19 protein-coding genes are annotated in these 21,235 nt (G+C 42.2%); 13 read left to right on the plus strand and 6 right to left on the minus strand.

What is annotated here, in order from left to right:
- Nucleotides 1-206 precede the first annotated feature (206 nt).
- Complete coding sequence (gene lepB / locus EWV84_RS17615; protein WP_287079052.1) at nucleotides 207-782, plus strand: signal peptidase I; 576 nt, start codon at nucleotides 207-209, stop codon at nucleotides 780-782.
- A gap of 9 nt (nucleotides 783-791) precedes the next feature.
- On the opposite strand, the gene EWV84_RS17620 is transcribed toward lepB, so the two are convergent.
- Complete coding sequence (locus tag EWV84_RS17620; protein WP_149987986.1) at nucleotides 792-1,280, minus strand: universal stress protein; 489 nt, start codon at nucleotides 1,278-1,280, stop codon at nucleotides 792-794.
- Nucleotides 1,281-1,298: 18 nt separating this feature from the next.
- Between EWV84_RS17620 and EWV84_RS17625 the strand changes: the two genes are divergently transcribed.
- Together EWV84_RS17625 and pheA are read left to right on the plus strand one after the other, a co-directional pair.
- Nucleotides 1,299-2,216 (plus strand): ribonuclease D, encoded by a 918-nt coding sequence (locus tag EWV84_RS17625; RefSeq protein ID WP_287079053.1) that lies wholly within the window; start codon nucleotides 1,299-1,301, stop codon nucleotides 2,214-2,216.
- Nucleotides 2,217-2,330: 114 nt separating this feature from the next.
- Nucleotides 2,331-3,185: a prephenate dehydratase gene (gene pheA, locus EWV84_RS17630; protein ID WP_287079054.1), complete on the plus strand. Its 855-nt coding sequence runs from the start codon at nucleotides 2,331-2,333 to the stop codon at nucleotides 3,183-3,185.
- Nucleotides 3,186-3,226: 41 nt separating this feature from the next.
- Here pheA and EWV84_RS17635 read toward each other — a convergent pair whose 3' ends face one another.
- Nucleotides 3,227-5,152, minus strand: coding sequence for a sensor histidine kinase (locus EWV84_RS17635; RefSeq protein WP_287079055.1), 1,926 nt, complete (start codon nucleotides 5,150-5,152; stop codon nucleotides 3,227-3,229).
- A gap of 91 nt (nucleotides 5,153-5,243) precedes the next feature.
- Between EWV84_RS17635 and EWV84_RS17640 the strand changes: the two genes are divergently transcribed.
- Together EWV84_RS17640 and EWV84_RS17645 are read left to right on the plus strand one after the other, a co-directional pair.
- Nucleotides 5,244-5,924: a RibD family protein gene (locus EWV84_RS17640; RefSeq protein ID WP_287079057.1), complete on the plus strand. Its 681-nt coding sequence runs from the start codon at nucleotides 5,244-5,246 to the stop codon at nucleotides 5,922-5,924.
- A gap of 36 nt (nucleotides 5,925-5,960) precedes the next feature.
- A complete protein-coding gene (locus EWV84_RS17645) occupies nucleotides 5,961-7,151 on the plus strand; it encodes a GNAT family N-acetyltransferase (protein WP_287079058.1) in 1,191 nt (396 codons plus the stop codon).
- A gap of 30 nt (nucleotides 7,152-7,181) precedes the next feature.
- Here EWV84_RS17645 and EWV84_RS17650 read toward each other — a convergent pair whose 3' ends face one another.
- Together EWV84_RS17650 and EWV84_RS17655 are read right to left on the minus strand one after the other, a co-directional pair.
- Nucleotides 7,182-7,766: a MiaE family protein gene (locus EWV84_RS17650; protein WP_061430991.1), complete on the minus strand. Its 585-nt coding sequence runs from the start codon at nucleotides 7,764-7,766 to the stop codon at nucleotides 7,182-7,184.
- Between the two features lie 28 nt (nucleotides 7,767-7,794).
- Entirely contained in the window at nucleotides 7,795-8,316 is a 522-nt protein-coding gene (locus EWV84_RS17655; protein ID WP_287079060.1) for a DUF3122 domain-containing protein, read from the minus strand.
- Between the two features lie 270 nt (nucleotides 8,317-8,586).
- Here EWV84_RS17655 and glyS point away from each other — a divergent pair, with 270 nt between their 5' ends.
- From glyS to EWV84_RS17690, 7 genes are all read left to right on the plus strand, one after another.
- Nucleotides 8,587-10,719 carry a glycine--tRNA ligase subunit beta gene (glyS, locus tag EWV84_RS17660; protein WP_287079061.1) on the plus strand — a complete coding sequence of 711 codons (2,133 nt, stop codon included), beginning with the start codon at nucleotides 8,587-8,589 and terminating at the stop codon, nucleotides 10,717-10,719.
- A gap of 213 nt (nucleotides 10,720-10,932) precedes the next feature.
- On the plus strand, nucleotides 10,933-11,322 hold the full coding sequence (locus tag EWV84_RS17665) for a hypothetical protein (protein WP_287079063.1): 390 nt from the start codon (nucleotides 10,933-10,935) through the stop codon (nucleotides 11,320-11,322).
- An 83-nt stretch (nucleotides 11,323-11,405) separates the two neighbouring features.
- Entirely contained in the window at nucleotides 11,406-12,479 is a 1,074-nt protein-coding gene (gene bchI / locus EWV84_RS17670) for a magnesium chelatase ATPase subunit I (RefSeq protein ID WP_286826902.1), read from the plus strand.
- Between the two features lie 71 nt (nucleotides 12,480-12,550).
- Nucleotides 12,551-13,966 carry an AAA family ATPase gene (locus tag EWV84_RS17675; protein ID WP_287079065.1) on the plus strand — a complete coding sequence of 472 codons (1,416 nt, stop codon included), beginning with the start codon at nucleotides 12,551-12,553 and terminating at the stop codon, nucleotides 13,964-13,966.
- On the plus strand, nucleotides 13,963-14,652 hold the full coding sequence (locus EWV84_RS17680; RefSeq protein ID WP_287079067.1) for a retron system putative HNH endonuclease: 690 nt from the start codon (nucleotides 13,963-13,965) through the stop codon (nucleotides 14,650-14,652). Before EWV84_RS17675 ends, EWV84_RS17680 begins: the two co-directional genes overlap by 4 nt.
- Before the next feature lie 74 nt (nucleotides 14,653-14,726).
- Nucleotides 14,727-15,815: a glycosyltransferase family protein gene (locus tag EWV84_RS17685; protein WP_287079069.1), complete on the plus strand. Its 1,089-nt coding sequence runs from the start codon at nucleotides 14,727-14,729 to the stop codon at nucleotides 15,813-15,815.
- A gap of 302 nt (nucleotides 15,816-16,117) precedes the next feature.
- On the plus strand, nucleotides 16,118-18,109 hold the full coding sequence (locus tag EWV84_RS17690; RefSeq protein WP_287079070.1) for an ABC1 kinase family protein: 1,992 nt from the start codon (nucleotides 16,118-16,120) through the stop codon (nucleotides 18,107-18,109).
- Between the two features lie 85 nt (nucleotides 18,110-18,194).
- Here the strand turns inward: EWV84_RS17690 and EWV84_RS17695 are convergent, their stop codons facing one another.
- Nucleotides 18,195-19,499, minus strand: coding sequence for a cytochrome P450 (locus tag EWV84_RS17695; RefSeq protein ID WP_287079072.1), 1,305 nt, complete (start codon nucleotides 19,497-19,499; stop codon nucleotides 18,195-18,197).
- A gap of 213 nt (nucleotides 19,500-19,712) precedes the next feature.
- Nucleotides 19,713-20,909, minus strand: coding sequence for an alanine racemase (alr, locus tag EWV84_RS17700; RefSeq protein ID WP_287079073.1), 1,197 nt, complete (start codon nucleotides 20,907-20,909; stop codon nucleotides 19,713-19,715).
- A gap of 168 nt (nucleotides 20,910-21,077) precedes the next feature.
- Between alr and EWV84_RS17705 the strand changes: the two genes are divergently transcribed.
- On the plus strand, nucleotides 21,078-21,235 hold a 158-nt coding region (locus EWV84_RS17705), incomplete at its 3' end, for a helix-turn-helix domain-containing protein (RefSeq protein WP_287079074.1).

The following is a 21,235-nucleotide window of genomic DNA, read 5'->3' on the forward strand; positions in this document are numbered from 1 at the left end:
AAATAAAGCTTATTAAAAGAATAAGTTATGGATTTACCAATTTTGAACATCTTCGACTTAAGCTGTTTGCTTGCTTTAATTCATAACAAAAATTAACACACGAAAACCAGAAGAGCCGAATTTCTAACAGCGATGTGGAAAGAATCCCCCATCACAGCGTAGCTTGACGGTGGGAGTATGTCAAACCAACCATCATCTGGGCAATAATGCAAGAACAAGAAATTAATAAGGACAAATCTAAGAGTTTTTGGGCTTCTATTCGAGAAAATCTGCAAATTATCACTATAGCTTTAATTTTAGCCCTACTGATTCGCACGTTTGTCGCTGAACCTCGTTTTATCCCCTCTGATTCTATGTTACCCACCTTAGCACAGGGCGATCGCTTAGTGGTGGAAAAACTTTCCTATGATTTCCATCCCCCTCGACGGGGGGATATCGTCGTGTTTGAACCGCCGGCACAATTACAATTACAGGGATACCAAAAGGACCAAGCTTTTATTAAAAGAGTGATTGCCACAGCAGGGGATGTGATTGCTGTCAAGGAGGGCAAAATTTACCTGAATAATCAACCCTTGTCAGAGGATTATATTCTAGAATCCCCTCAATATAATTTAATACCTTTGCTCGTGCCAGAGAATAATTTATTTGTCATGGGAGATAATCGCAATAATAGCAATGACTCCCATATCTGGGGGTTTTTACCGGAAAATAACGTGATTGGTAGGGCGGTTTTTCGCTTTTTTCCTTTTAATCGTTTGGGGATTTTAGGGGGGAATAGCTAACGGGAATTTTTAGCCCTGACGATGTTGAACAATTAAGACGGAACAGGGGGCATGATGGAGAACATAATTACTCACACTACCTAAGAATAACTCTCCTAGACCCGATCGCCCACGCCGACCGATGACAATTAAATCAATATTTTCCTCTCGCGCCACTTTACAGATAGTTTTGGCGGCATGACCGTAAATTTGCCGGTATTCTCCCTTTACACCCATTTCTCCCGCCTGATTAGCTCTTTTTTGCAACATGGCCACCCCTTTCTGCTCGAATTCTTCCCATTGTTGCCGCCAAAAATCGAGAGTGAGATCATTGCCCTGGGCGGGGTAAATATCGGCTAAATTGGGTGGAATCGGTAAAGGGCTATAATCTTCTTCAGGGGAAAGGACGTGCAGTAGTAGGAGGTTAGCTTCGTACTTACTGGCTAAGGATACAGCCTCCTTAAAGACACTCTCCCCCATCTCCGACAAATCTACTGCTATCAAGATTTTTTGATACATTTTTCAGCCTCTGCAACCATGCCTTATTTAACGGAATCCGACGCTATTAGGAATGCGATCGATCACTTTGGCCATTTTCCCATTCTTTGGTTAGATACGGAAGTAGCCGATTACGATAGCAAGACTCCCCGTTTGTCTCTGATTCAAATTCTTGCTGATTCCACGGACTTAACGGGTGAGCGGGTGACAATTTTGGATGTTCTTGATCGACCCGATCTTAGTGACTATTTTATCACTAAAATCATGCTGGTTGACTGGATAGAAAAGGTTTTTCACAATGCTAGTTATGATTGTAAATTTTTGGGCGGTAAAAGCAAAGTTAAAAAAATTACTTGTACCCTAGAGTTAGCTAAAAAGGTTCCCTACTATATTGCTCCTTTACCCAATTATCAACTAAAAACCGTGGCTGAATGTCTTTGTCATTTTCCCGCTATTGATAAAAGTGAACAGGGGGGGAATTGGGGCAAAAGACCTTTAACCGCGGCCCAGCTAGAATATGCACAAAAAGACCCTGTATATACGGCCCAAATCCATCATCGTCTTTTGCAGCTTTCCCATTTAATTACTCCCGATCCCGCGGGTGAGAATCTGGAAAGATTAACTAATCGTTATTGGGAAATTTACCAGCAATGGAGGATTTTAGATACAGAGATGGAACATCTCAAGGAACGTTTAAAGTCGGCAATTATCCAGCAAGAGGCTGCGGAGATTAACGGGTTTTCGGTCAGTTACCAAAATCGCACCAGCAAAAAAGTTAAACTGGCCGAATTAGCCAAAGTTGTCTATTTATCGGGTCAGGATAGCCAAATATCTCTCTCCCTAACTAATGATCTTCTCAAAGAATTGGGGGATTTAGCCCAAGGGTTAACCATCGAGGAAACTCGCCAAAAAATCAGTCAATTGACCATCAAACAAAGTGAAGCTGACTTGACATGATTATAGCAGAATCCAGCAGATAGGAGATAGGAGTCAATACCAAATTAGGTTATACTTGATATTTATGAAAAAGGCTGTAATAGCTAGAAAAAATTGCTTGCGGGGATAATCTAAATGACTGTAAAGATCGCTTATCTGGGGCCAGTGGGAACCTATTCAGAAACAGCCGCTTTAGCCTATGCTAATAGTTTACCACCCCAGCCTCGTCAATTAATACCCTATCCTAGCATTGCCTTGGCCCTGCGAGCGGTTGTCCAAAATCAGGCCGATTTAGCAGTCGTCCCGGTGGAAAATTCCACCGAAGGAAGTGTGGTAATGACTCTTGATGCTTTATGGCAATTACCCGGGTTACAGATTCAACAAGAATTAGTTTTACCGATTTCCCATGCACTTCTATCTCCTAGACAATCGCTAACAGAAATTAAAACCGTTTATTCCCATCCCCAAGCTTTAGCCCAATGTCAAAAATGGCTAGAAAACAATTTACCTACCGTGCCAATTATTCCCACCAATTCTACCACAGAAGCGATTCAAATTCTCGATCGAGAGGGTAATTCGGCCGCGATTGCTTCTCCCCGGGCGGCAAAACTCTATAATGTACCAATATTAATACAACCAATTAATGATTATCCCGATAATTGTACCCGTTTTTGGATAATGGCTTTAACTTCCCATCCCCAAGGTGAGCGAATGTCCCTCGCTTTTCAGGTTTTAGATCAACCCGGAGCTTTAGTCAAACCCTTAGAAGTTTTTGCCAAACGTCAGCTTAATTTATCTCGGATTGAATCGCGACCAACTAAAATATCTTTAGGGGAATACATATTTTTTATCGATCTAGAAATTAATCCAGATCAACAGCATTTAATCGCGGCAACTTTAGAAGAATTAACCAATTATACTGATGCGATCGAGGTTTTTGGTGCTTATCAGGTGGTTAATTTGCCTGTAGAAAGTTTAGAGGAATTATAAACTAAATTCCTCATAAATTACAGAAATTAAATAGAGATATTTTAGCTTTTAAGAGAGGGAATAATCGGCAAAGATGAGTTTTCCTCTGGGGTAGAATCAAGCTTTCTTTCCCTAACTAGAGGAAGAATAATTTCCACAGTTGTTCCTAAACCTTGACCTTGACTAGAGATAGTAATATCTCCCCCCATCATTTTCATCAAATTCTTAGAAATAGCTAATCCCAAACCCGTACCGCTAAATTTTCTGGTTGTGGAACCATCAATCATCACAAAAGGGCGAAATAATTTTGATTGTTGCTGGGGGTCTATACCGATTCCTGTATCGATTATAGTAATAATAGCCTGTGTATTTTCTAGGCGAGTTATTAAACAAATTGTGCCTGTATCAGTAAATTTAATTGAGTTAGAAATAACATTCAAAATTACCTGTTTTAATTTAGTGGTATCAGCACAGACTATAGGAATTTCTGGACAGAAAAGTAAATTTAATTTTAAGCACTTACGTGGCAGCGATGCTGTTTGTAAATTAATAACTTCATTGATAATTTGGTGTAAATCTACTGGTTCAGGATTAACAGAAAGTTTGCCCGCTTCTATTTTAGCAATACTGAGAATATCATCAATAATTTCCAAAAGATGTACAGCTGCATTATCCGCTTGTTGCAGATATTCTTTTTCCTCCTGCTCACTATTACAAAATCCATCCATAACGCAACGAATTGAGCCAATAATACCATTGAGAGGGGTGCGTAATTCGTGGGAAGTATTCGCCAAAAATTGGTTTTTTAATTGATTAGCATTTTCCGCTTCTTGCCGACTCTTAACTATTTCCTCTCCCCAAAGGCGTAAACGTTCGAGCATTTCCTCTAAGGCCGAGGCTAACTGATTAATTTCTCGAATATTAAAGTTTTGTGGTGTAATATTTTGTGAAGGAATTTTCTGAACATTTAAGGCATAATCTCGCAGTTTTTCTAAAGGTATGGCTAAATCCCTAGTGATCAGTATAATAGCTACTAAATAAGCTAATAATAAACCAGAAATCAGATAAAAAATTGCCTCCCAAATTTGTTGTAGAGGAGCCAGAGCTTGGGAGAGGGGACTAATGGCTAAAACTATCCATTTTTGGGATGATTCTCCCGTAACTGGACTGGTGAGGGAACTATAACCAGCGACTAATTCTTTGCCATCTTTCTCGAAAGAAAATAAATGGAGAAATCTCTGTTGACCTCTAATAGCATTACCGATGATCAGATTGAGACGTTCAGCATCAGCTTCTTGACTGATATGCCTACCAATGCGACGAAAATAGGGATGAGCGAGAATAATGCCATTTTCAGAAATAACCACGGGATAACCTGACAAAGAACCGGGTAAAACCTTCTCACCGTAAAGTAGAGAAGCTTGCAGAATCAGACTAGATTGTAATTGTCCTTGATTATCGTAGATGGGAACGGCAAAAACTAATTCTAATTGACGATTATTATTGGGAGATTTAGTTAGAAATTGTCGGGGTAAACCTCTAACTAAAATATTTTCGATATTCCCAGCAAAGCTAGTCGGTTTTTCTGTCCATCTTTCCAGGGGCAAAACTTTGATAATTTCTGGTTCACAGGCTCGATTTAATAAAGGTTTCTTGGTCTTAATATCAATTAATTCCACACAGTTAATTTGATTAGGAAGCCGCGCCGTGAATTGTTGTAAAAAAGCTTCTTTTTCGGCTAAGGTTCCCTGTTTTAAAACCAGACTTTCCCCCGCAGTGATAAGATTAGCCTGCAAAAATTGAATTGATTGCTCAATATTGTCTGCTTTTCTGATGGCACTTTCGGTGAGATTTTGACGGGCTGTTTCCAAAAAAGCCGATCGCGCCTTACGATAGGTAATATAAACTCCCATTAGTAGTACAGGTACACTGACTAGGAGTAAGCGAGAGAGCAGAATACGACGAAAGGAGGATTGACCGATAGACATGGGCAGAAATCGGTTTGATTCTTGCTATCAAACTCCAGACTATACTAGCCTATTCACCAATCAGACCGGGTGATATCCCTCATCATTTGCCATGAATCGTCCTCACACCACCGTTATTTTAGCCATGAGTGCCGATGGTAAAATTGCCGACGCATACCAATCGGCGGCCAGATTTGCTTCGGCTACCGATAAAATGCGTCTAGAACAACATTTATCGCGCATGGATGCCGCTTTATTCGGTGCTAACACCCTGCGCGCTTATCACACCAGTCTTCCTATTCGTCATCCCGATTTTCTCGCATACCGTCAACAACGGGGATTATCTCCGCAGCCGATACAGATCGTTTGTTCTCATTCAGGCCAGCTTGATCCCCGGATGAAATTTTTTCAGCAGCCTTTCCCGCGCTGGTTAATCACGGCAGCGGAAAAAGTGGCGGCATGGGAAAATCGGGGTTTATTTGAGCTTGTCTTAGTCTGCGGTGATTGGAAGGCTATTTTTAGTCAATTTACGGTTTTAGGTCTTAAAAAGCTGGCGATTCTGGGAGGAGGTGAATTAATTGCCTCTCTTTTAGCTGAAGATTTAATCGATGAAATCCATCTAACTATTTGTCCGTTGCTGTTAGGAGGCAATAAAGCGGCAACTCCCCTGGGAGGAACCGGATTTATGGCTGATTCTGCCAGAAAATTACGACTTTTGAGCGTGGAAACCTTGGAAGAAGAAATTTTTTTACATTATTCCCTTGAACGGCAGTCCCATAAATCTCAAAACTAGATTACCTTAAATAAAAAGGTTGACTTATCTTGTCCCATGGTAGAACAGCTTAAACCCCAATATTCTGTCGTTTGGATTGATAAAATGAGTGAGATTCCCCAACAAAAATGGGATGCTCTCGCTCAACCCCTAACTACTCCCTTTCTAGAGTGGGAATGGTTACATAATATCGAAACTTCCGGCAGCGCCACGGGACGCGCGGGGTGGCAACCTGCTCATCTAACAGTTTGGCGCGGTACTGAGTTAATTGCCGCCGCTCCTTTGTATATTAAAAGTCATAGTTACGGTGAATTTGTCTTTGACCATCAATGGGCCGATCTTTCCCATCGTTTGGGGATTAGATACTATCCGAAACTGTTAGGAATGACTCCTTTTACTCCTGCGGTGGGTTATCGTTTTTTAATTGCTCCGGGGGAAAATGAACTGGAGATTACTGCTTTAATGATAGCGGCGATCGATCATTTTTGTGACCAAAATCATCTGTCGGGTTGTCATTTTCTTTTTGTTGATCCCCAATGGCGAATTTTAATGGAAAATTTTGGCTTTACTCCCTGGTTACATCATAGTTATATTTGGAATAACAAAGGTTTTCAAAGTTTTGAAGATTATCTGACAGTTTTTAATGCTAATCAACGCCGCAATATTAAACGGGAACGGAAAGCAGTGACTAATGCGGGGTTAATTATTAAAACTCTGGCTGCTGAAGAAATTCCCCATCATTTATTCCCGTTAATTTATCGGTTTTATAGCAGTACCTGTGATAAATTTTACTGGGGAAGTAAATACCTGACACAGAAATTTTTTGAACAATTATATCCGAATTATCGTCAGCGAGTGGTTTTGATTACTGCCTACCAAAATGAAAAGGATACTAAACCGGTGGGTTTATCTTTTTGTATTCGCAAAGATACTAATCTTTATGGTCGTTACTGGGGCAGTTTTCAAGAGTACGACTGTTTACATTTTGAAGCTTGTTACTATCAACCGATCGATTGGGCAATTAGTCAAGGTATTACCATGTTTGACCCCGGTGCGGGAGGACAACATAAAAAAAGACGGGGTTTTCCCGCTACTGCTAATCACAGTTTACACCGTTTTTATCATGGCAAAATGACTCAAATTCTCCGCAATTATATCCAGGAAATCAATCAAATGGAACAGGAAGAAATTGAGGCAATTAATCAAGATTTACCCTTTTCTAAGAGAGAAATTGAGTTGAACGAGTAATTTAGATAGGGTTTGTCCCTATTAGTGCAATCAACTATGAATACGAGGTTCCGGGTGCAGAGTAGTGAGAATCTCACTTTCGATCGCCGCTAGGGTTTCTAAGCGTTGCTCGATCACTGTACGTTCAAAATAATCCGCTGCTAATAGCCAATAAATACCATAATGACGCGCTTCGGAAGCCATGAGACTGCGATAAAATTTGCCTAAATCGGGATCAGGACAATATTCTCCCAATAAACCCAATCTTTCGTGGGAACGCGCCTCGATTAAAGCTGATATTAACAGAGAATCCAAAAGGCGATCGGGTTCTTGGTGACGAATCTGCGCCTTTAATTTAGCACCATAAGGGGGAGAATTCAAGGGAGCGAGGGGAATTCCCCATTTATCTAACCATTGATTTACCTGTTCAAAATGTTCTAATTCCTCTTGTGCGATCGCTGTTAATTTCCGCACGAGGGAAGCGTAGGAAGGATAACGAAACATGAGATTTAAGGCCACTCCTGCCGCTTTTCGCTCACAATGGGAATGATCGAGCAGAATAATCCCTAAATTATTAATTGCCTGTTCTATCCAATCCTCAGAGGTGGCACTGACTAATAAATTAATCTTTCCCATCGTCGCTGATTCCAATTTGCTGCATCTTTCACCCTAACCCAAAAAGTCGAACATTTGCCGAAAAAAGCAGACTTTGCCATTCTAAAAGTACAGGAATCGGGATGTTAAGATGACGGGGAGCCTCTAGGGGTAGGGAAAGTTCGATCGCTTCAGTAACGGGTAGCTGCGGTAAGATATCCTGCATCTCGTATTGACCGACGTTAGCTGCTGGTGATTTTTCGGCAAAAGCATCCTTAGCCGCTAAAATTTCGCCTTTAGCTGTCGTTATCGTCAATCTTTCTCCATGGAGAAACTCAATCCCTTCAGGAAATCCCACCAAGCGCAAACTAATTTCTAGGGTTTCCCCATCCTTAATTCGTTTGAACAACACCACCTGCCAAGTACTACCTGTATCATCGCGCAAACTATGACGGGATTGATACAACAGCTGCCCCGGCCCTTCTAGCTGTTGTCGAGTTAGAGCTAGTGCAGACAAGGAAAAATCAATCTCAAAGCTGATAAACAGCAAAAAACTCACGAGAACACAAAATAATAATAGAAATCGTTTCATAACTTTATTGACATAACAGATAAAATATGATAGCAACTTTGTCCCTTTAGCCAAGCTAATGCAATTGTATCGCCATATAGTTATACTAACATACTGTTTAAAAGGGATAGGAGAGTGGGCAGCGCCAGAGCTAGGTCGAGGAAGTTTGAGCATTTGTACTAAAATTTCCAATATGCAGTTTAAATGCAGTACAGCTGATCAAAAACTAAGGACACGGCTTCTGTGATAGCCTAGATGATCGGTGAAGCATAAACACGGCCAATCAATCAGATGGATTTTTTACTGGAAGTCGGTACAGAAGAACTACCCGCAGATTTTGTCGATAGCGCAATCGCACAATTGCAGGAAAGAGTTAGCAAGAGTTTAGAGACGGAATCTCTAGATGCGACTGCTATTCAAGTTTACGGAACCCCGCGCCGTTTGGCCGTGTTAATCACAGGATTACCGACGGATCAAGAAGCTCGCAGCGAGGAGATAAAAGGACCGCCAGTTAGTGCCGCCTACAAAAATGGCAAAATTACCCCCGCTGGTGAGGGTTTTGCTCGAAAACAGGGAGTCAGCACCGATGCTTTCTCAATTCGCGCCACAGACAAAGGAGAATTTGTCTATATTGAAAAAACGATTCTCGGTCGTCAAACAGCCGAGATTTTAACTGAATTAATTCCCCAATGGATTACCCGTTTGGAAGGAAGACGTTTTATGCGTTGGGGAGATGGAGACTTAAGATTTCCCCGGCCAATTCGTTGGTTATTAACTTTAGTTGATGGGGAAGTTTTACCCCTAGAATTAATTAATGGCTCTACCACTTTAACCAGCGATCGATTAACTTTTGGTCATCGCATTCTACACCCACAATCCTTAGCCATTAGTCATCCCCAAGCATATTTAACCAGTTTGCGATCGATTTTTGTGGAAGCGGATCCGCAAGTGCGTCAACAGATAATTACCGATCAGATTACCACCCTAGCCAAAACACTGGAGGGAGTGGCAGAAATTCCCGCAGATTTATTAGCAGAAGTGACCAACTTAGTCGAATATCCCACGGCAATTGTCGGCAAATTTGACGATGAATTTCTGGAATTACCCTCAGAAGTAATTATTACTGTGATGGTGACACACCAGCGTTATTTCCCGGTCAAAACTCCCCAGGGTTTGTCCCCCTATTTTATTACTATTTCCAATGGCGATCCCCAGAAATCTGAGATTATCTCCGCAGGAAATGAAAGGGTTATCCGCGCGCGGTTAGCGGATGCCAGATTTTTCTATACTGCCGATTGTGATGAACCCTTAGATAGTTTCCTTCCCCAACTGGAAACCGTCACTTTCCAAGAAGAATTGGGAACCATGCGCGATAAAGTCGATCGGATTATGGAAATTGCCCAGATGATCGTCGAACAGTTAAATCTCGATGAACAAAGTCGCAGTGATATAGAGTCCACTGCCATGCTTTGTAAAGCGGATTTAGTTACCCAAATGGTTTACGAATTCCCCGAATTACAGGGAGTAATGGCCGAAAAATATGCTTTAATTAGCGGTGAATCAGCTGTAGTTGCTCGGGGCATTTTTGAACATTATCTGCCTCGCAATGCTGGGGATATACTCCCGGAAACAATCACCGGTCAAGTGGTGGGAATTGCCGATCGCTTAGATACTTTAGTCGGTATTTTTGGACTGGGAATGCTGCCCACTGGTTCCTCTGATCCCTTCGCTCTCCGTCGGGCTGCCAATGCAATAATTAGTATTATCTGGTCAGCCGATTTTAATATCAATCTTTTGGCATTAATTGAGCAAATAGCTCAGGATTTTGTCACCAGTCATCCCGATAAACCCAACCCAGTCAATCTGATTAAAGATTTCTTTTTACAACGTCTGCAAACTCTCTTAATTGATGATTTGAGGATAGATTACGATCTCGTTAATGCAGTTTTAGGGGAAAACGATCCAGAGTATAAGTCTCGCGCTTTGGAAAATTTATTAGATACCCGTGAACGCGCTCGCTTTTTATCCCAAATTCGTCAGGATGGTCAGTTAGCCAACATCTATGAAACCGTCAATCGCTCGACCCGTTTGGCACAAAAAGGAGATTTAGATACAACTACCCTAGAAATCAAGGCAATCATCGATACGGAGTTATTTGAACAATCCTCGGAACCAGCATTTTATGACGCTTTAATTGCCCTAATTCCCGAAACTATCAGCGCAAGAGAGCAAAGAGATTATCAGCGTCTTGTCACTGCTTTAACAGCAATTTCTCCCCTGGTGGCTGACTTTTTTGATGGCGAAAATAGTGTGTTAGTCATGGCAGAAAAAGAATCTGTCCGTCGCAATCGTTTAAATCTCTTGGGTTTACTGCGAAATCACGCCCGAGTCCTAGCAGATTTTGGGGCAATTGTCAAGGGATAATTCAGTTATCAGTTATCAGTTATCAGTTATCAGATTTGAGTTTTCAGTGGACAGTGGTAATCAGTGAGCAGTTGTCAATAGACTACCTTTATTGATTCTCCCCATCACCCCATCACCCCATTTCCCCATCACCCCACACCCCACACCCCACACCCCACACCCCACACCCCATCACCCCACACCTCCACTGATTAATGCACAATGTTCACTGAAATGGCCGATTCTGAACTACAGCAACAAGTCCAAAGATTACATCGACTGACGGTATGGGGTCGTTGGTTATTCGTGTTGGGTTGTTGGTTAGTGATTGGTTCGGCGAGTTTATGGGTTTTATGGGATGATATAGCTTTAATGCGGCAATATTTTACTTGGACAGCCGTGAGATATGCTTTAGCTTTCAATTACTGGGCTTCTATCGGTCTAGCCTTTTGTGTTGCCATTACAGGAGCAGTGTTAGTCTGGCAAAGTCGCAATATTATTTTAGGACTTTCCCCCAGAGAAAAACTGCGCTTAGAGCAACAGGTGCAGAAAATTCGGGCCAAAGGGCCGGGTCATCCCCTCTGGCGCTGGATCTTAAAAAGCAGGAAAAAAGACTTACAATAATAAAGCTTTGCTGAAAGCTGACGGCTAGAATCCCCACTAGATATAATTCTTTACTCAAAAACTATTGACTTTTGAATCCACTTATGACCGTGACTCCCCAAGCTCCTCCGAAAACTCGCCGCGTGGTTTTTCCCTTCACCGCTATTGTCGGCCAGGAAGAAATGAAATTATCCCTAATGCTCAACGTCATCGACCCCAAAATTGGCGGGGTGATGATTATGGGGGATCGAGGTACGGGAAAATCCACCACAATTAGGGCTTTAGCTGACCTTTTACCAGAAATTGACGTAGTTGCTAACGATCCCTTTAATTCTGACCCCAATGATCCCGATTTAATGAGCGATGAGGTGCGGCAAAGGGTGGACGAGGCCATCCCGTTGGCCATTGCCAAGAAAAAAGTCACTATGGTAGATCTGCCCCTCGGTGCGACGGAGGATCGGGTCTGTGGCACAATTGACATCGAAAAGGCCCTGTCAGAAGGGGTAAAAGCTTTTGAACCGGGTTTGCTGGCCAAAGCTAACCGCGGCATTCTCTATGTGGATGAAGTTAATTTACTTGACGATCACCTCGTCGATGTGCTATTGGATTCGGCCGCTAGTGGTTGGAATACGGTGGAACGGGAAGGAATTTCCATCCGTCACCCGGCCCGGTTTGTTTTGGTGGGATCGGGCAACCCAGAAGAGGGAGAATTGCGCCCACAACTGCTCGATCGCTTCGGAATGCACGCCGAGATTCACACCGTCAAAGAACCACCTCTACGGGTCAAAATCGTGGAACAGCGTGCGGAATTTGATGGCAATCCTCTCTCGTTTTTAGAGAAATACAACTTAGAACAGGAAGAACTGCAAAGAAAGTTAGTGGAGGCCCAGAATCTTTTGCCTTCTGTGGAGCTTGATTATGATCTGCGGGTGAAAATTTCCGAGGTTTGTTCCGAGTTGGACGTGGATGGATTGCGCGGCGATATCGTTACCAATCGCGCCGCTAAAGCTCTGGCCGCTTTGGAAGGACGGACAACTGTGACTGTAGATGATATCCGTCGGGTAATTGTTCTCTGTTTACGTCACCGTTTGCGGAAAGATCCGCTAGAATCGATCGATTCTGGTTATAAAGTCTTGAAAGCTTTTAATCGCGTCTTTGGATTAGAGGAAAATTCCTAAACCCCACTTTACCCTCTCCCCCAAGAGAGGGTTTTTTACTTGATTTAGAGATGAAGGCCAAAAAGGGCTAGATGTGGCCAGATAAGCTAGAATTTTATCGATCGCTGTTATTCTCTGGGGGAATGTCGATGTGGGTTGAAAGTATAAAACTCGAAAACATTAAATGCTTCCAGAATCAAGAGATTAAATTTATTAGTAATCCTAATAATCAACGTCGTTGGCGAGCTAAACCTTACCATTGGATCACTTTATTGGGAGAAAATGGAGTAGGAAAAAGCACGATTCTACAGGCTTTAGCTTTGCTGCTCGCGGGACCAGAAGCAGCCAAAGAATTATTACCACGTCCGACTGGTTGGATATGTAATCCTAAAACACCGGGTAAATTAACCGCAGTGCTTCATCAAGAAGAGGGGGATACGGGAAAATTTGGCAATCGACAAAGTTTTTCTTATTCCTATTTTGTTACAGGCACGGAAAGGTTAGAGGTGGGAGGAAGTAAGGACAAACAAACTTATACAGAGCCAGCATTAATCGAAGCAAATAGCAAAGTTTTAAGTTGGTTGCGCGCCAATGCTTTTGCCTCCGATAATAAGGGTTGGTTTGCCGTCGGTTATGGAGCTTTCCGTCGTTTGACAAGAGTGAGTCAAGTGATCATTCCTAGTCTTGAACCCCCGAAACGCTCTAGCAACTTTTTCAGCCAATTTCATGAGGATACATCTTTAAGTTCTTTTGAGAGATGGATGGTGTATTTAGATTATCGAATAGCCAAAAATCCTGAAGATAGTCAAGCCAAACAAATGAAAAAAATCGGCGAAGAAGCAATTACTAAACTGTTACCCGGTAATGTAGAAATTGCTGAAGTAACTGCCGATGGCTTGATTCAGTTTCTAGTTAACGGTCAAAAAGTTCCAACCATTAGTTTATCTGATGGTTTTCGGAGTATGATTGCTTTAGCCGGGGATTTAATTTGGCGATTATTACAATCCTTCCCCGATCTAGATAACCCCACAGAAGCTTCTGGAGTTGTCTTAATCGATGAGTTAGATATTCATTTACATCCCTCTTGGCAAAGGGAAATTGCTGGATGGTTACAGAAAGTTTTTCCCAAGCTTCAATTCTTTGTTGCTACCCATAGTCCTTTAATCGCTGCCGGTGCAGGGACAAATTCTTTAACCCTACGAATCGATCTGGTAGCGGGTGAATTAGAGATTGTAGAAATTCCTTATTTAGAATTAGCTGCCAATGTTGATCGTACTTTAACAAGTGCTGCTTTTGGTTTGAAATCAACCTATCCCACTGATACAGAAAATAAAATTAAGCGTTACCACCAACTAAATCGTAAAAATAAAAATCTGGCAGCAGAAGAAAAGCGAGAATATGAACAACTGTCATTATTTGTTCAAGAAGTTAAACCCTTTAGCGAAATTAGTCAACCTGACAGTTTAGAATCCCGAATTGATGCTTTACTAGAGGAGCGTTTATCTTGATTCCTGTCACCAGAATATCAGAGCCACCCGTATTAGCTAAAAATGCCGATCGTTGGCTAGAGGCTTTAGAATCAATACAATCAAACAACAAGGCAAGTAAAGCTCAAATTAACCAAGCACAAAATAAATACCGTCATCAGCAAGTTAAAGAAGCATTAGTCAGGATGTTTAATGGCAAATGTGCTTACTGTGAAAGCAAAATTACAGTTGTCACCTATGGAGCGATCGAACATTTTTATCCAAAAAGCCAGTATCCTGATCTGACTTTTACTTGGAAAAATTTACTTCTCTCTTGTGATAAATGTAATGATGCCAATCACAAAGGCACAAATTTTCCTCTAGATGATATCACGGGAAATCCTCTATTAATAGACCCCACGGATGGAGTAACGGATCCGAATACACATCTGAAATTTGTTTGGGATGAAATGGCAAAATTAGCCAGTGTTTATGGTCGAGATCAACGTGGTACAATTGTTGAAGATATTTTTGATCTCAATGGTCTGCGTGGACGAAAAGAATTAATCAACCATCGTAGTCAATATATTAAAAAGTTGTTAGCATTATTACGTTTAGCAAAACAAGGAGACTCGGAGGCTTTATCTTTACTGCAAGAAGCTTGTCAACTGGGAGCGGAATATTATGCTTTTGCTAGTATTTATATCCTGCCTCATTTGCCTCCCTAAAATTAAGGGTAATTATTATCTACAGTCTAAAAAACAAAATTTCTCGCTTATTATTGTCACCTTACTTGATATTTATGTCTCGTCCTGTTGTTTATTTTGCCGTTACTAATCATGGTTTTGGCCATGCTGTCCGCACTGCTTCGGTAGTAGCTAATATTATTGAACTTAATCCCGAAATTTTGCCGATATTAGTCACCACTGCTCCGCGCTGGTTATTAGATTCCTACATATCAGGAGAATATATTCAAAGACACCGGGGGTTTGATGTGGGGGTAATCCAATCGGATAGTTTAACGATGGATAAATTAGCTACTAAAGAAAAATTAGAACAAATAATTGCTCAATCAAGGGCAATTATTGCCAGTGAAGTTAATTTTATTAAAACTAATCGTGTCGGTTTAGTTGTGGCCGATTTACCGCCTTTAGCGGCACTAATTGCCAAAAGTGCGGGGCTTCCTTGTTGGATGATTGGTAACTTTGGCTGGGATTTTATCTATCGTGATTGGGGTGAAGAATTCGCCAGTATTAGTGATTGGATTAGTCGTTGTTATAATCAATGCGATCGCTTATTTAAACTGCCTTTAGCAGAAGCAATGACAGCATTTCCCCATGTTAGCGAGGCAGGTTTAACCGGAGGTACACCCCGCTACAGTGAAGAACAATTGCGACAGGAATTTAAGCTAAATGCCCCTAAAGAAAAAACTATTTTATTGAGTTTTGGTGGGTTAGGATTAGAAGCAATTCCCTATGATAACCTCGCCAGTTTTCCCGATTGGCAATTTATCACTTTTGAAAAAAACGCGCCCGAATTGCCCAATTTAGTCCGCTTACAGGATAAACCGGATCGGAGCTATCGTCCCGTGGATTTTATGCCCCTGTGCGATCGAATTATTTCCAAACCGGGATATAGTACCTTTGCCGAGGCTTTAAAATTAGAGGTTCCGATTGTTTCCCTCACTCGAGAAGGTTTCGCCGAATCAGCGATTTTATTGGCTGGAATCCAAGATTATAGTGATCATCAAATTATTAGCAGTGAAGAATTTTTTCAAGGTAATTGGGACTTTTTACGGCAAGCCCCCCAACCGCCACGACTAAAGGTTAAACTGGCTAAAGATGGTGCAGAATCGATAGCGAGAGCTATTGTAGAATACTTTGAGAGGTAATATTAATGATTAACTTAGCTAATTTAACTTCTGATTATTAGCAGTGAATTGAGTTATCGGTCAGCAGACCCTAGTTTATTTAACAAAGTCCTAGAAACCAGCCAAATTACCGCGCTATTTTTTGACACCTAGGTTCAGGATAATCAGGGCAGTATCAGCCTCGAAATCGTCAAAAATACGGATAACCAGGGGAAAGTTGACGGCGAACCTGAGCATAGAACTAGGGAGACAGAAACAAGATCGGGCAGAAAGCCGATACTTGTTACAATAGTTTACAAATCACCCTGCCCCGTCACCGAACTATGTCCGAACAGATGATCTCCCCAGAGACGCAAAACCCAGAAGCGATTACCGTTGAAGTGCAGCCCGTCCATATTCCCGAAGAGCATCGGGAAGATATCGGCCCCATGGATGACAACGTAGCCGAGAGTTGGCGCTACAATCCCCAAGTGATTAACGACTATTACCGTGGGCGACCTCTAGACGTTGTGGGGAGATTAATCGAAATTGCCCTACCGGTTTTATCTTTTGTCATCGGTATCTGGTGGGATAAACTGCGGGGAAAATCGCCAAAAAATGAAATTAGACGGGCCGTACAATTGCGGGAAATGTTGACCAAATTGGGACCGACCTATATTAAAATCGGTCAAGCTCTCTCTACCAGGCCTGATTTAGTACCGCCTTTATATTTAGAAGAATTAACCACTCTCCAGGATCAAATACCCTCTTTTCCTAACGAAATTGCCTATCGTTTTATCGAGGAAGAATTAGGTTATTCTCCCCGGGAAATTTACGCAGAATTATCCCCCAATCCCATAGCGGCAGCTTCCCTAGGACAAGTTTACAAAGGTAAATTAAAAACCGGAGAGAGAGTCGCCGTTAAAGTACAGCGTCCCGATTTGATTCGCTGTATAACTTTAGATGTGTATATCATGCGTAGTTTGGCGACTTGGGTGAAAGGTAATATTAAAAGACTTCGCTCCGATTTAGTGGCAATTACCGACGAATTAGCCGCTCGTATTTTTGAAGAAATTAATTATCTGCACGAAGGACAAAACGCCGAAAAATTCGCTCAACTTTATGGTCATATTGCCGAAATTTACATCCCCAAAATCTACTGGAAATATACTGGGCGACGGGTTTTAACCATGGAGTGGGTGGACGGCACAAAATTAACTAATATCAAAGAAATTCAAGCTCAGGGTATTGATGCCACCCACTTAGTTAATGTGGGGGTGCAGTGTTCTTTGCGTCAATTACTTGAACACGGATTTTTCCATGCGGATCCCCATCCGGGTAATTTATTAGCGACTCCCGACGGTAAATTAGCTTATCTTGATTTCGGCATGATGAGCAATATTGAACCCTATCAACGCTACGGTTTAATCGAAGCGGTGGTGCATTTAGTCAACCGGGATTTTGAGTCTTTGGCCAAGGATTACGTTAAGTTAGACTTCCTGTCACCAACTACCAATTTAGAGCCAATTGTTCCCGCTTTTTCGGAAGTTTTTGGTAATGCTTTAGGGGCGAGTGTGGCAGAATTAAACTTTAAAAGTATCACCGATAAAATGTCGGCGATGATGTATGAGTTTCCCTTTCGAGTTCCCGCCTATTATGCCCTGATTATTCGCTCAATGGTGACTTTAGAGGGAATAGCGATTGGCATCGATCCTAATTTTAAGGTACTTAGCAAAGCCTATCCTTATATTGCTAAACGTCTGCTCACCGATCCTTCCACGGAGTTGCGAGATTCCCTGCGGGATTTATTGTTTAAAGACGGTACTTTTCGCTGGAATCGTTTAGAAAATCTCTTGCGTAATGCTAAAGATTCTAATGATTTTAACTTTGATAAAGTCACCGATCAAGCGCTAGATTTTCTCCTTTCAGACAGGGGTATATTTATCCGCGAAAAATTAGTGAATGAGTTAGTAAATGCTCTCGATAACTTCGGTCGTCGCACTTGGTTTAATCTCACGGTTAATTTCCGGGAACAGGTGGGTTTAGCGGTGCAAGAAACTCCCCCAGAATTATTAGGTGATGCTAAGACTTTTGAGCATCTTCGCAACATCTTTAGTATTTTACAGGAAACGAAAGGATTCGATGCCATGGCTATGGTGCCAGTGATGACTAAACTAATCGCTAAACCCGAAACCCAACAGATGGGACAAAAAATTGCTGAAGGTTTGCTACAAAAATCCCTAGCGCGTTTAATTCGTTACTTAGTTCTCGAATTCGATACACCAAATCATCAGCAAAATGGAGAATTATCGAAAGCTTTACCCGCTGCCGATTAACCTCTGTTCAGCTTAGTTCCAGCGAAAGGCCGTGAAATTTATTTCACGGCTCTGAGCAAAACGCTAAACTGTTTTTAAAGTTTTTTTATCGGGGTTTAAAGGTGACTTGTAAACCGTCGCGAGGATGGGGAGTGGGGATAGCGGTGAGGGTGAGATCTTGATTGGGGAGTAATTGCCAATCGTATTTTTCTACTAAACGGACGGCTAAAATTTTCATCTCTAAACGAGCGAATTCTTTGCCAATACATTCGCGTAATCCCGCACCAAAAGGGATATATCCGTAGGGTTTTTCCTCGGCTAAAAAGCGATCGGGATCGAAGGTTTCAGGATGAGAATAAATATTATTATCTTTATGAGTATTGGTGATTTGATACTGCACCACCCATCCTTTCGGCAAATGATAACCGTTAAATTGACAGTCTTCTACTACCCGACGGAATCCTCCTCCCACGGGGGGAGTAAAACGTAAAACTTCCTTTAAAACGCGATCTAAATAGGTCATCTGTTTGAGGGTATCAACGCTTAAAGGAGTCGATAGATCAAAATTAGTTATTTCCTCAAGGACAAGCTGAAAAATATCGGGATGCAGTGCCATTTGTAGGCAGAAAGTGGCGATAGCAGAGGTTAAAGTTTCATGACCGGCAAAGAGTAATAATAGCACTTGATCCTTTAATTCCGCTAAGGATAAACTTTGACCGTTTTCGTCCTTAGCTTGTAAAAGAATACCAAGAGCATCTTGGCCTGGGTCATCATTTTTTTGTCTTTCTAAAATGATAGTTTCGATCGCTTGCAGTAATTCTTCTCGACAGCGTAATGCTTGGCCGAAAGCTGTCCAGGGAAGGGGAAGGGGAAGGCTAAATAATCCCGCACACCAAGTATCAAAAGCTTCTCCTAATTTGGTAGCAGAACCCTGGTCAAGACCGACAAATAATTTACAGGCGATATCGAGAGTATAGTTTCTTAATTCAGGATACCATGACAGGGTTTTTGCGGTTTGCCAACGCTCTAAATAGTGAGCGGTAATTGTTTCTACCGTAGGGATATAACTTGCTAGGGACCGGGGTTGAAAAGCTTGATAGATTAAGCGACGACGGGAAGCGTGGACATCTCCTGTATGCACCGCTAAAGATGCGCTGCCTAGGAGAGTTTTGGTACTTTTGGGCCAAGTTGCCGCAAAGTATTTGTTCTCGTTGCTGAGGAGAAACCGGTTAGCTTCGGCACCGGATAAAATAATCGTGGGACTGCCAAAAATATGAGTACGGAAAAGTTGACCATATTTATTATGACGTTTACTGGCAAAATCTCGATCGGTCAAAAAAGCGATTGTTTCTCCTAATAGGGGTAATCCAAAACTGCCGGGGGGTAAGGGGAAATCGTTGCTTATAGTCATCGCTGCCTCTAGGGTAAAACTAATCAGTTGCCGTCGATTAACCCTGTTTATTCTAACCTAAAGCGCCAGAGAATTCATCCCCTAATCTAGACTGGCAATTAGCGATCGCAATCGACAACGGTAAGTGCCTAAGCAAAGTTAATTACACATCTCACCAGTCATTCAACAGTGAGAATTGCCGCCAATTGACATTTTTTAAGATCACCGCCATAATTACCCATTGCTAATAGTAATTCGCGGCAAACGATGCTTAAAACCGCAGAGAATCTCCCAGGATATCGTACCTAAATCCCGCGCCCAATCGTCGGCGGTAATGCACTGTGGGCCATCTTTGCCGATAAGTGTGACGATTTCCCCTGTTTTTACGTCCGGAATCTCGCTCACGTCAATCATTAACTGATCCATGGTTATCGCGCCGATTTGGGGTACTAAACGTCCTCTCAGGGATACTTTTAAACGATTGGAGAGATTGCGGGGAATTCCATCCGCGTAACCGATACCGACCACAGCAATACGAGTGTCTTTTGCCGCTATGTACTGATGACCATAACTCACTCCCGAACCGGCGGCAATAGTTTTGACTTGGGCAATGCGCGCTTTTACTTGCAGGACGGGTTGCAAAGGGACTTTATCGGTGAGATGATTGGCAGGATAAAGACCGTAGAGAGCTAATCCGACTCTAACTCGATCGTAGTGCAGAGATCGATCGCTTAGAGTAGCGGCAGAGTTAGCTAAATGCAGACAGGGGGGATGATAACCTTTTGATCTTAGCTCGGCGATCGCTTGTTGGAATCTTTGCCGTTGTAACTGCATGATTTCGGGATTGGGATCGTCAGCCGTGGCAAAATGGGAGTATATACTGGCAATTTTCAGGTTAGGAGCCTCTAAAACCTGTTCGACGAATTTTGTACCGTTTTGCCATGGTGTACCTAAGCGAGACATCCCCGTATCTAGTTTGATATGAACCGGCAGCCGCTGCTCTAAGCGTCTCATAACGGTGGCAAAAATTTGCACCTGTTCGATTTGTACCAGGGTGGGCTGCAATTGCCAATGGGCTAAGGCTGCCACTTCTTCCGGGGTATTCACTGCCCCTAAAATCATAATTGGGGCAACGATTCCCGCTTCCCGTAGTTCGATACCTTCCCCAATAGTCGCGATGGCTAAAGATTGCGCTCCGGCTTCTAAAACGCTGTTAGCCACCTTAACTGCCCCGTGTCCGTAAGCATCAGCTTTAATTACCGCCATTAATTCCGTTTTTGGGGCTAATAAGGCCTTGACTTTTCGCACGTTTTGTTGTAATGCCGAGCGATCGATCTCTACCCAAGCACGATAGCGAATTACTTCCGACAATTGATAATCATGACGGTTTTTGGGCGGATTGATAATTTTTGGTTCGATACTAAACACCACTCGCTCACTCCTTTGCACACATAACCCAATTTATCACAGATGTCGGGGTGAAGATCCTCGTACTGAAGGGATGAAACCCCGACCAGAATAGAACCGCAAAGCACGATTAAATCCTTGACAGTTTAGCCTTGCATAGTTTAACATAGTAAATATAGTCTGGTAAACAAGATGTTAAAAGCGTTTAAGTACAGAATCTATCCGACAAGCGAGCAATCAGTTTTGCTTGCCAAGTCGTTTGGCTGTGCTAGATGGTTTTACAATTACGCCCTAAACTTGACATCTGAAACTTACAAGCAAACTGGAAAAGGATTAAGCAGAGACGAAAT

It is taken from the genome of Microcystis sp. M_QC_C_20170808_M3Col, from assembly GCF_007095505.1.
Taxonomy (GTDB): domain Bacteria; phylum Cyanobacteriota; class Cyanobacteriia; order Cyanobacteriales; family Microcystaceae; genus Microcystis.

Coding starts and splice junctions, on each gene's coding strand:
- EWV84_RS17695 (WP_287079072.1), bottom strand. CDS start 19,499: ATGACTATAAGCAACGATTTCCCCTTACCCCCCGGCAGTTTTGGATTA.
- EWV84_RS17685 (WP_287079069.1), top strand. CDS start 14,727: ATGTCTCGTCCTGTTGTTTATTTTGCCGTTACTAATCATGGTTTTGGC.
- bchI (WP_286826902.1), top strand. CDS start 11,406: ATGACCGTGACTCCCCAAGCTCCTCCGAAAACTCGCCGCGTGGTTTTT.
- glyS (WP_287079061.1), top strand. CDS start 8,587: ATGGATTTTTTACTGGAAGTCGGTACAGAAGAACTACCCGCAGATTTT.
- EWV84_RS17625 (WP_287079053.1), top strand. CDS start 1,299: ATGCCTTATTTAACGGAATCCGACGCTATTAGGAATGCGATCGATCAC.
- EWV84_RS17650 (WP_061430991.1), bottom strand. CDS start 7,766: ATGGGAAAGATTAATTTATTAGTCAGTGCCACCTCTGAGGATTGGATA.
- pheA (WP_287079054.1), top strand. CDS start 2,331: ATGACTGTAAAGATCGCTTATCTGGGGCCAGTGGGAACCTATTCAGAA.
- EWV84_RS17640 (WP_287079057.1), top strand. CDS start 5,244: ATGAATCGTCCTCACACCACCGTTATTTTAGCCATGAGTGCCGATGGT.
- EWV84_RS17675 (WP_287079065.1), top strand. CDS start 12,551: ATGTGGCCAGATAAGCTAGAATTTTATCGATCGCTGTTATTCTCTGGG.
- EWV84_RS17620 (WP_149987986.1), bottom strand. CDS start 1,280: ATGTATCAAAAAATCTTGATAGCAGTAGATTTGTCGGAGATGGGGGAG.
- EWV84_RS17665 (WP_287079063.1), top strand. CDS start 10,933: ATGGCCGATTCTGAACTACAGCAACAAGTCCAAAGATTACATCGACTG.
- EWV84_RS17690 (WP_287079070.1), top strand. CDS start 16,118: ATGTCCGAACAGATGATCTCCCCAGAGACGCAAAACCCAGAAGCGATT.
- EWV84_RS17655 (WP_287079060.1), bottom strand. CDS start 8,316: ATGAAACGATTTCTATTATTATTTTGTGTTCTCGTGAGTTTTTTGCTG.
- EWV84_RS17645 (WP_287079058.1), top strand. CDS start 5,961: ATGGTAGAACAGCTTAAACCCCAATATTCTGTCGTTTGGATTGATAAA.
- lepB (WP_287079052.1), top strand. CDS start 207: ATGCAAGAACAAGAAATTAATAAGGACAAATCTAAGAGTTTTTGGGCT.
- EWV84_RS17635 (WP_287079055.1), bottom strand. CDS start 5,152: ATGTCTATCGGTCAATCCTCCTTTCGTCGTATTCTGCTCTCTCGCTTA.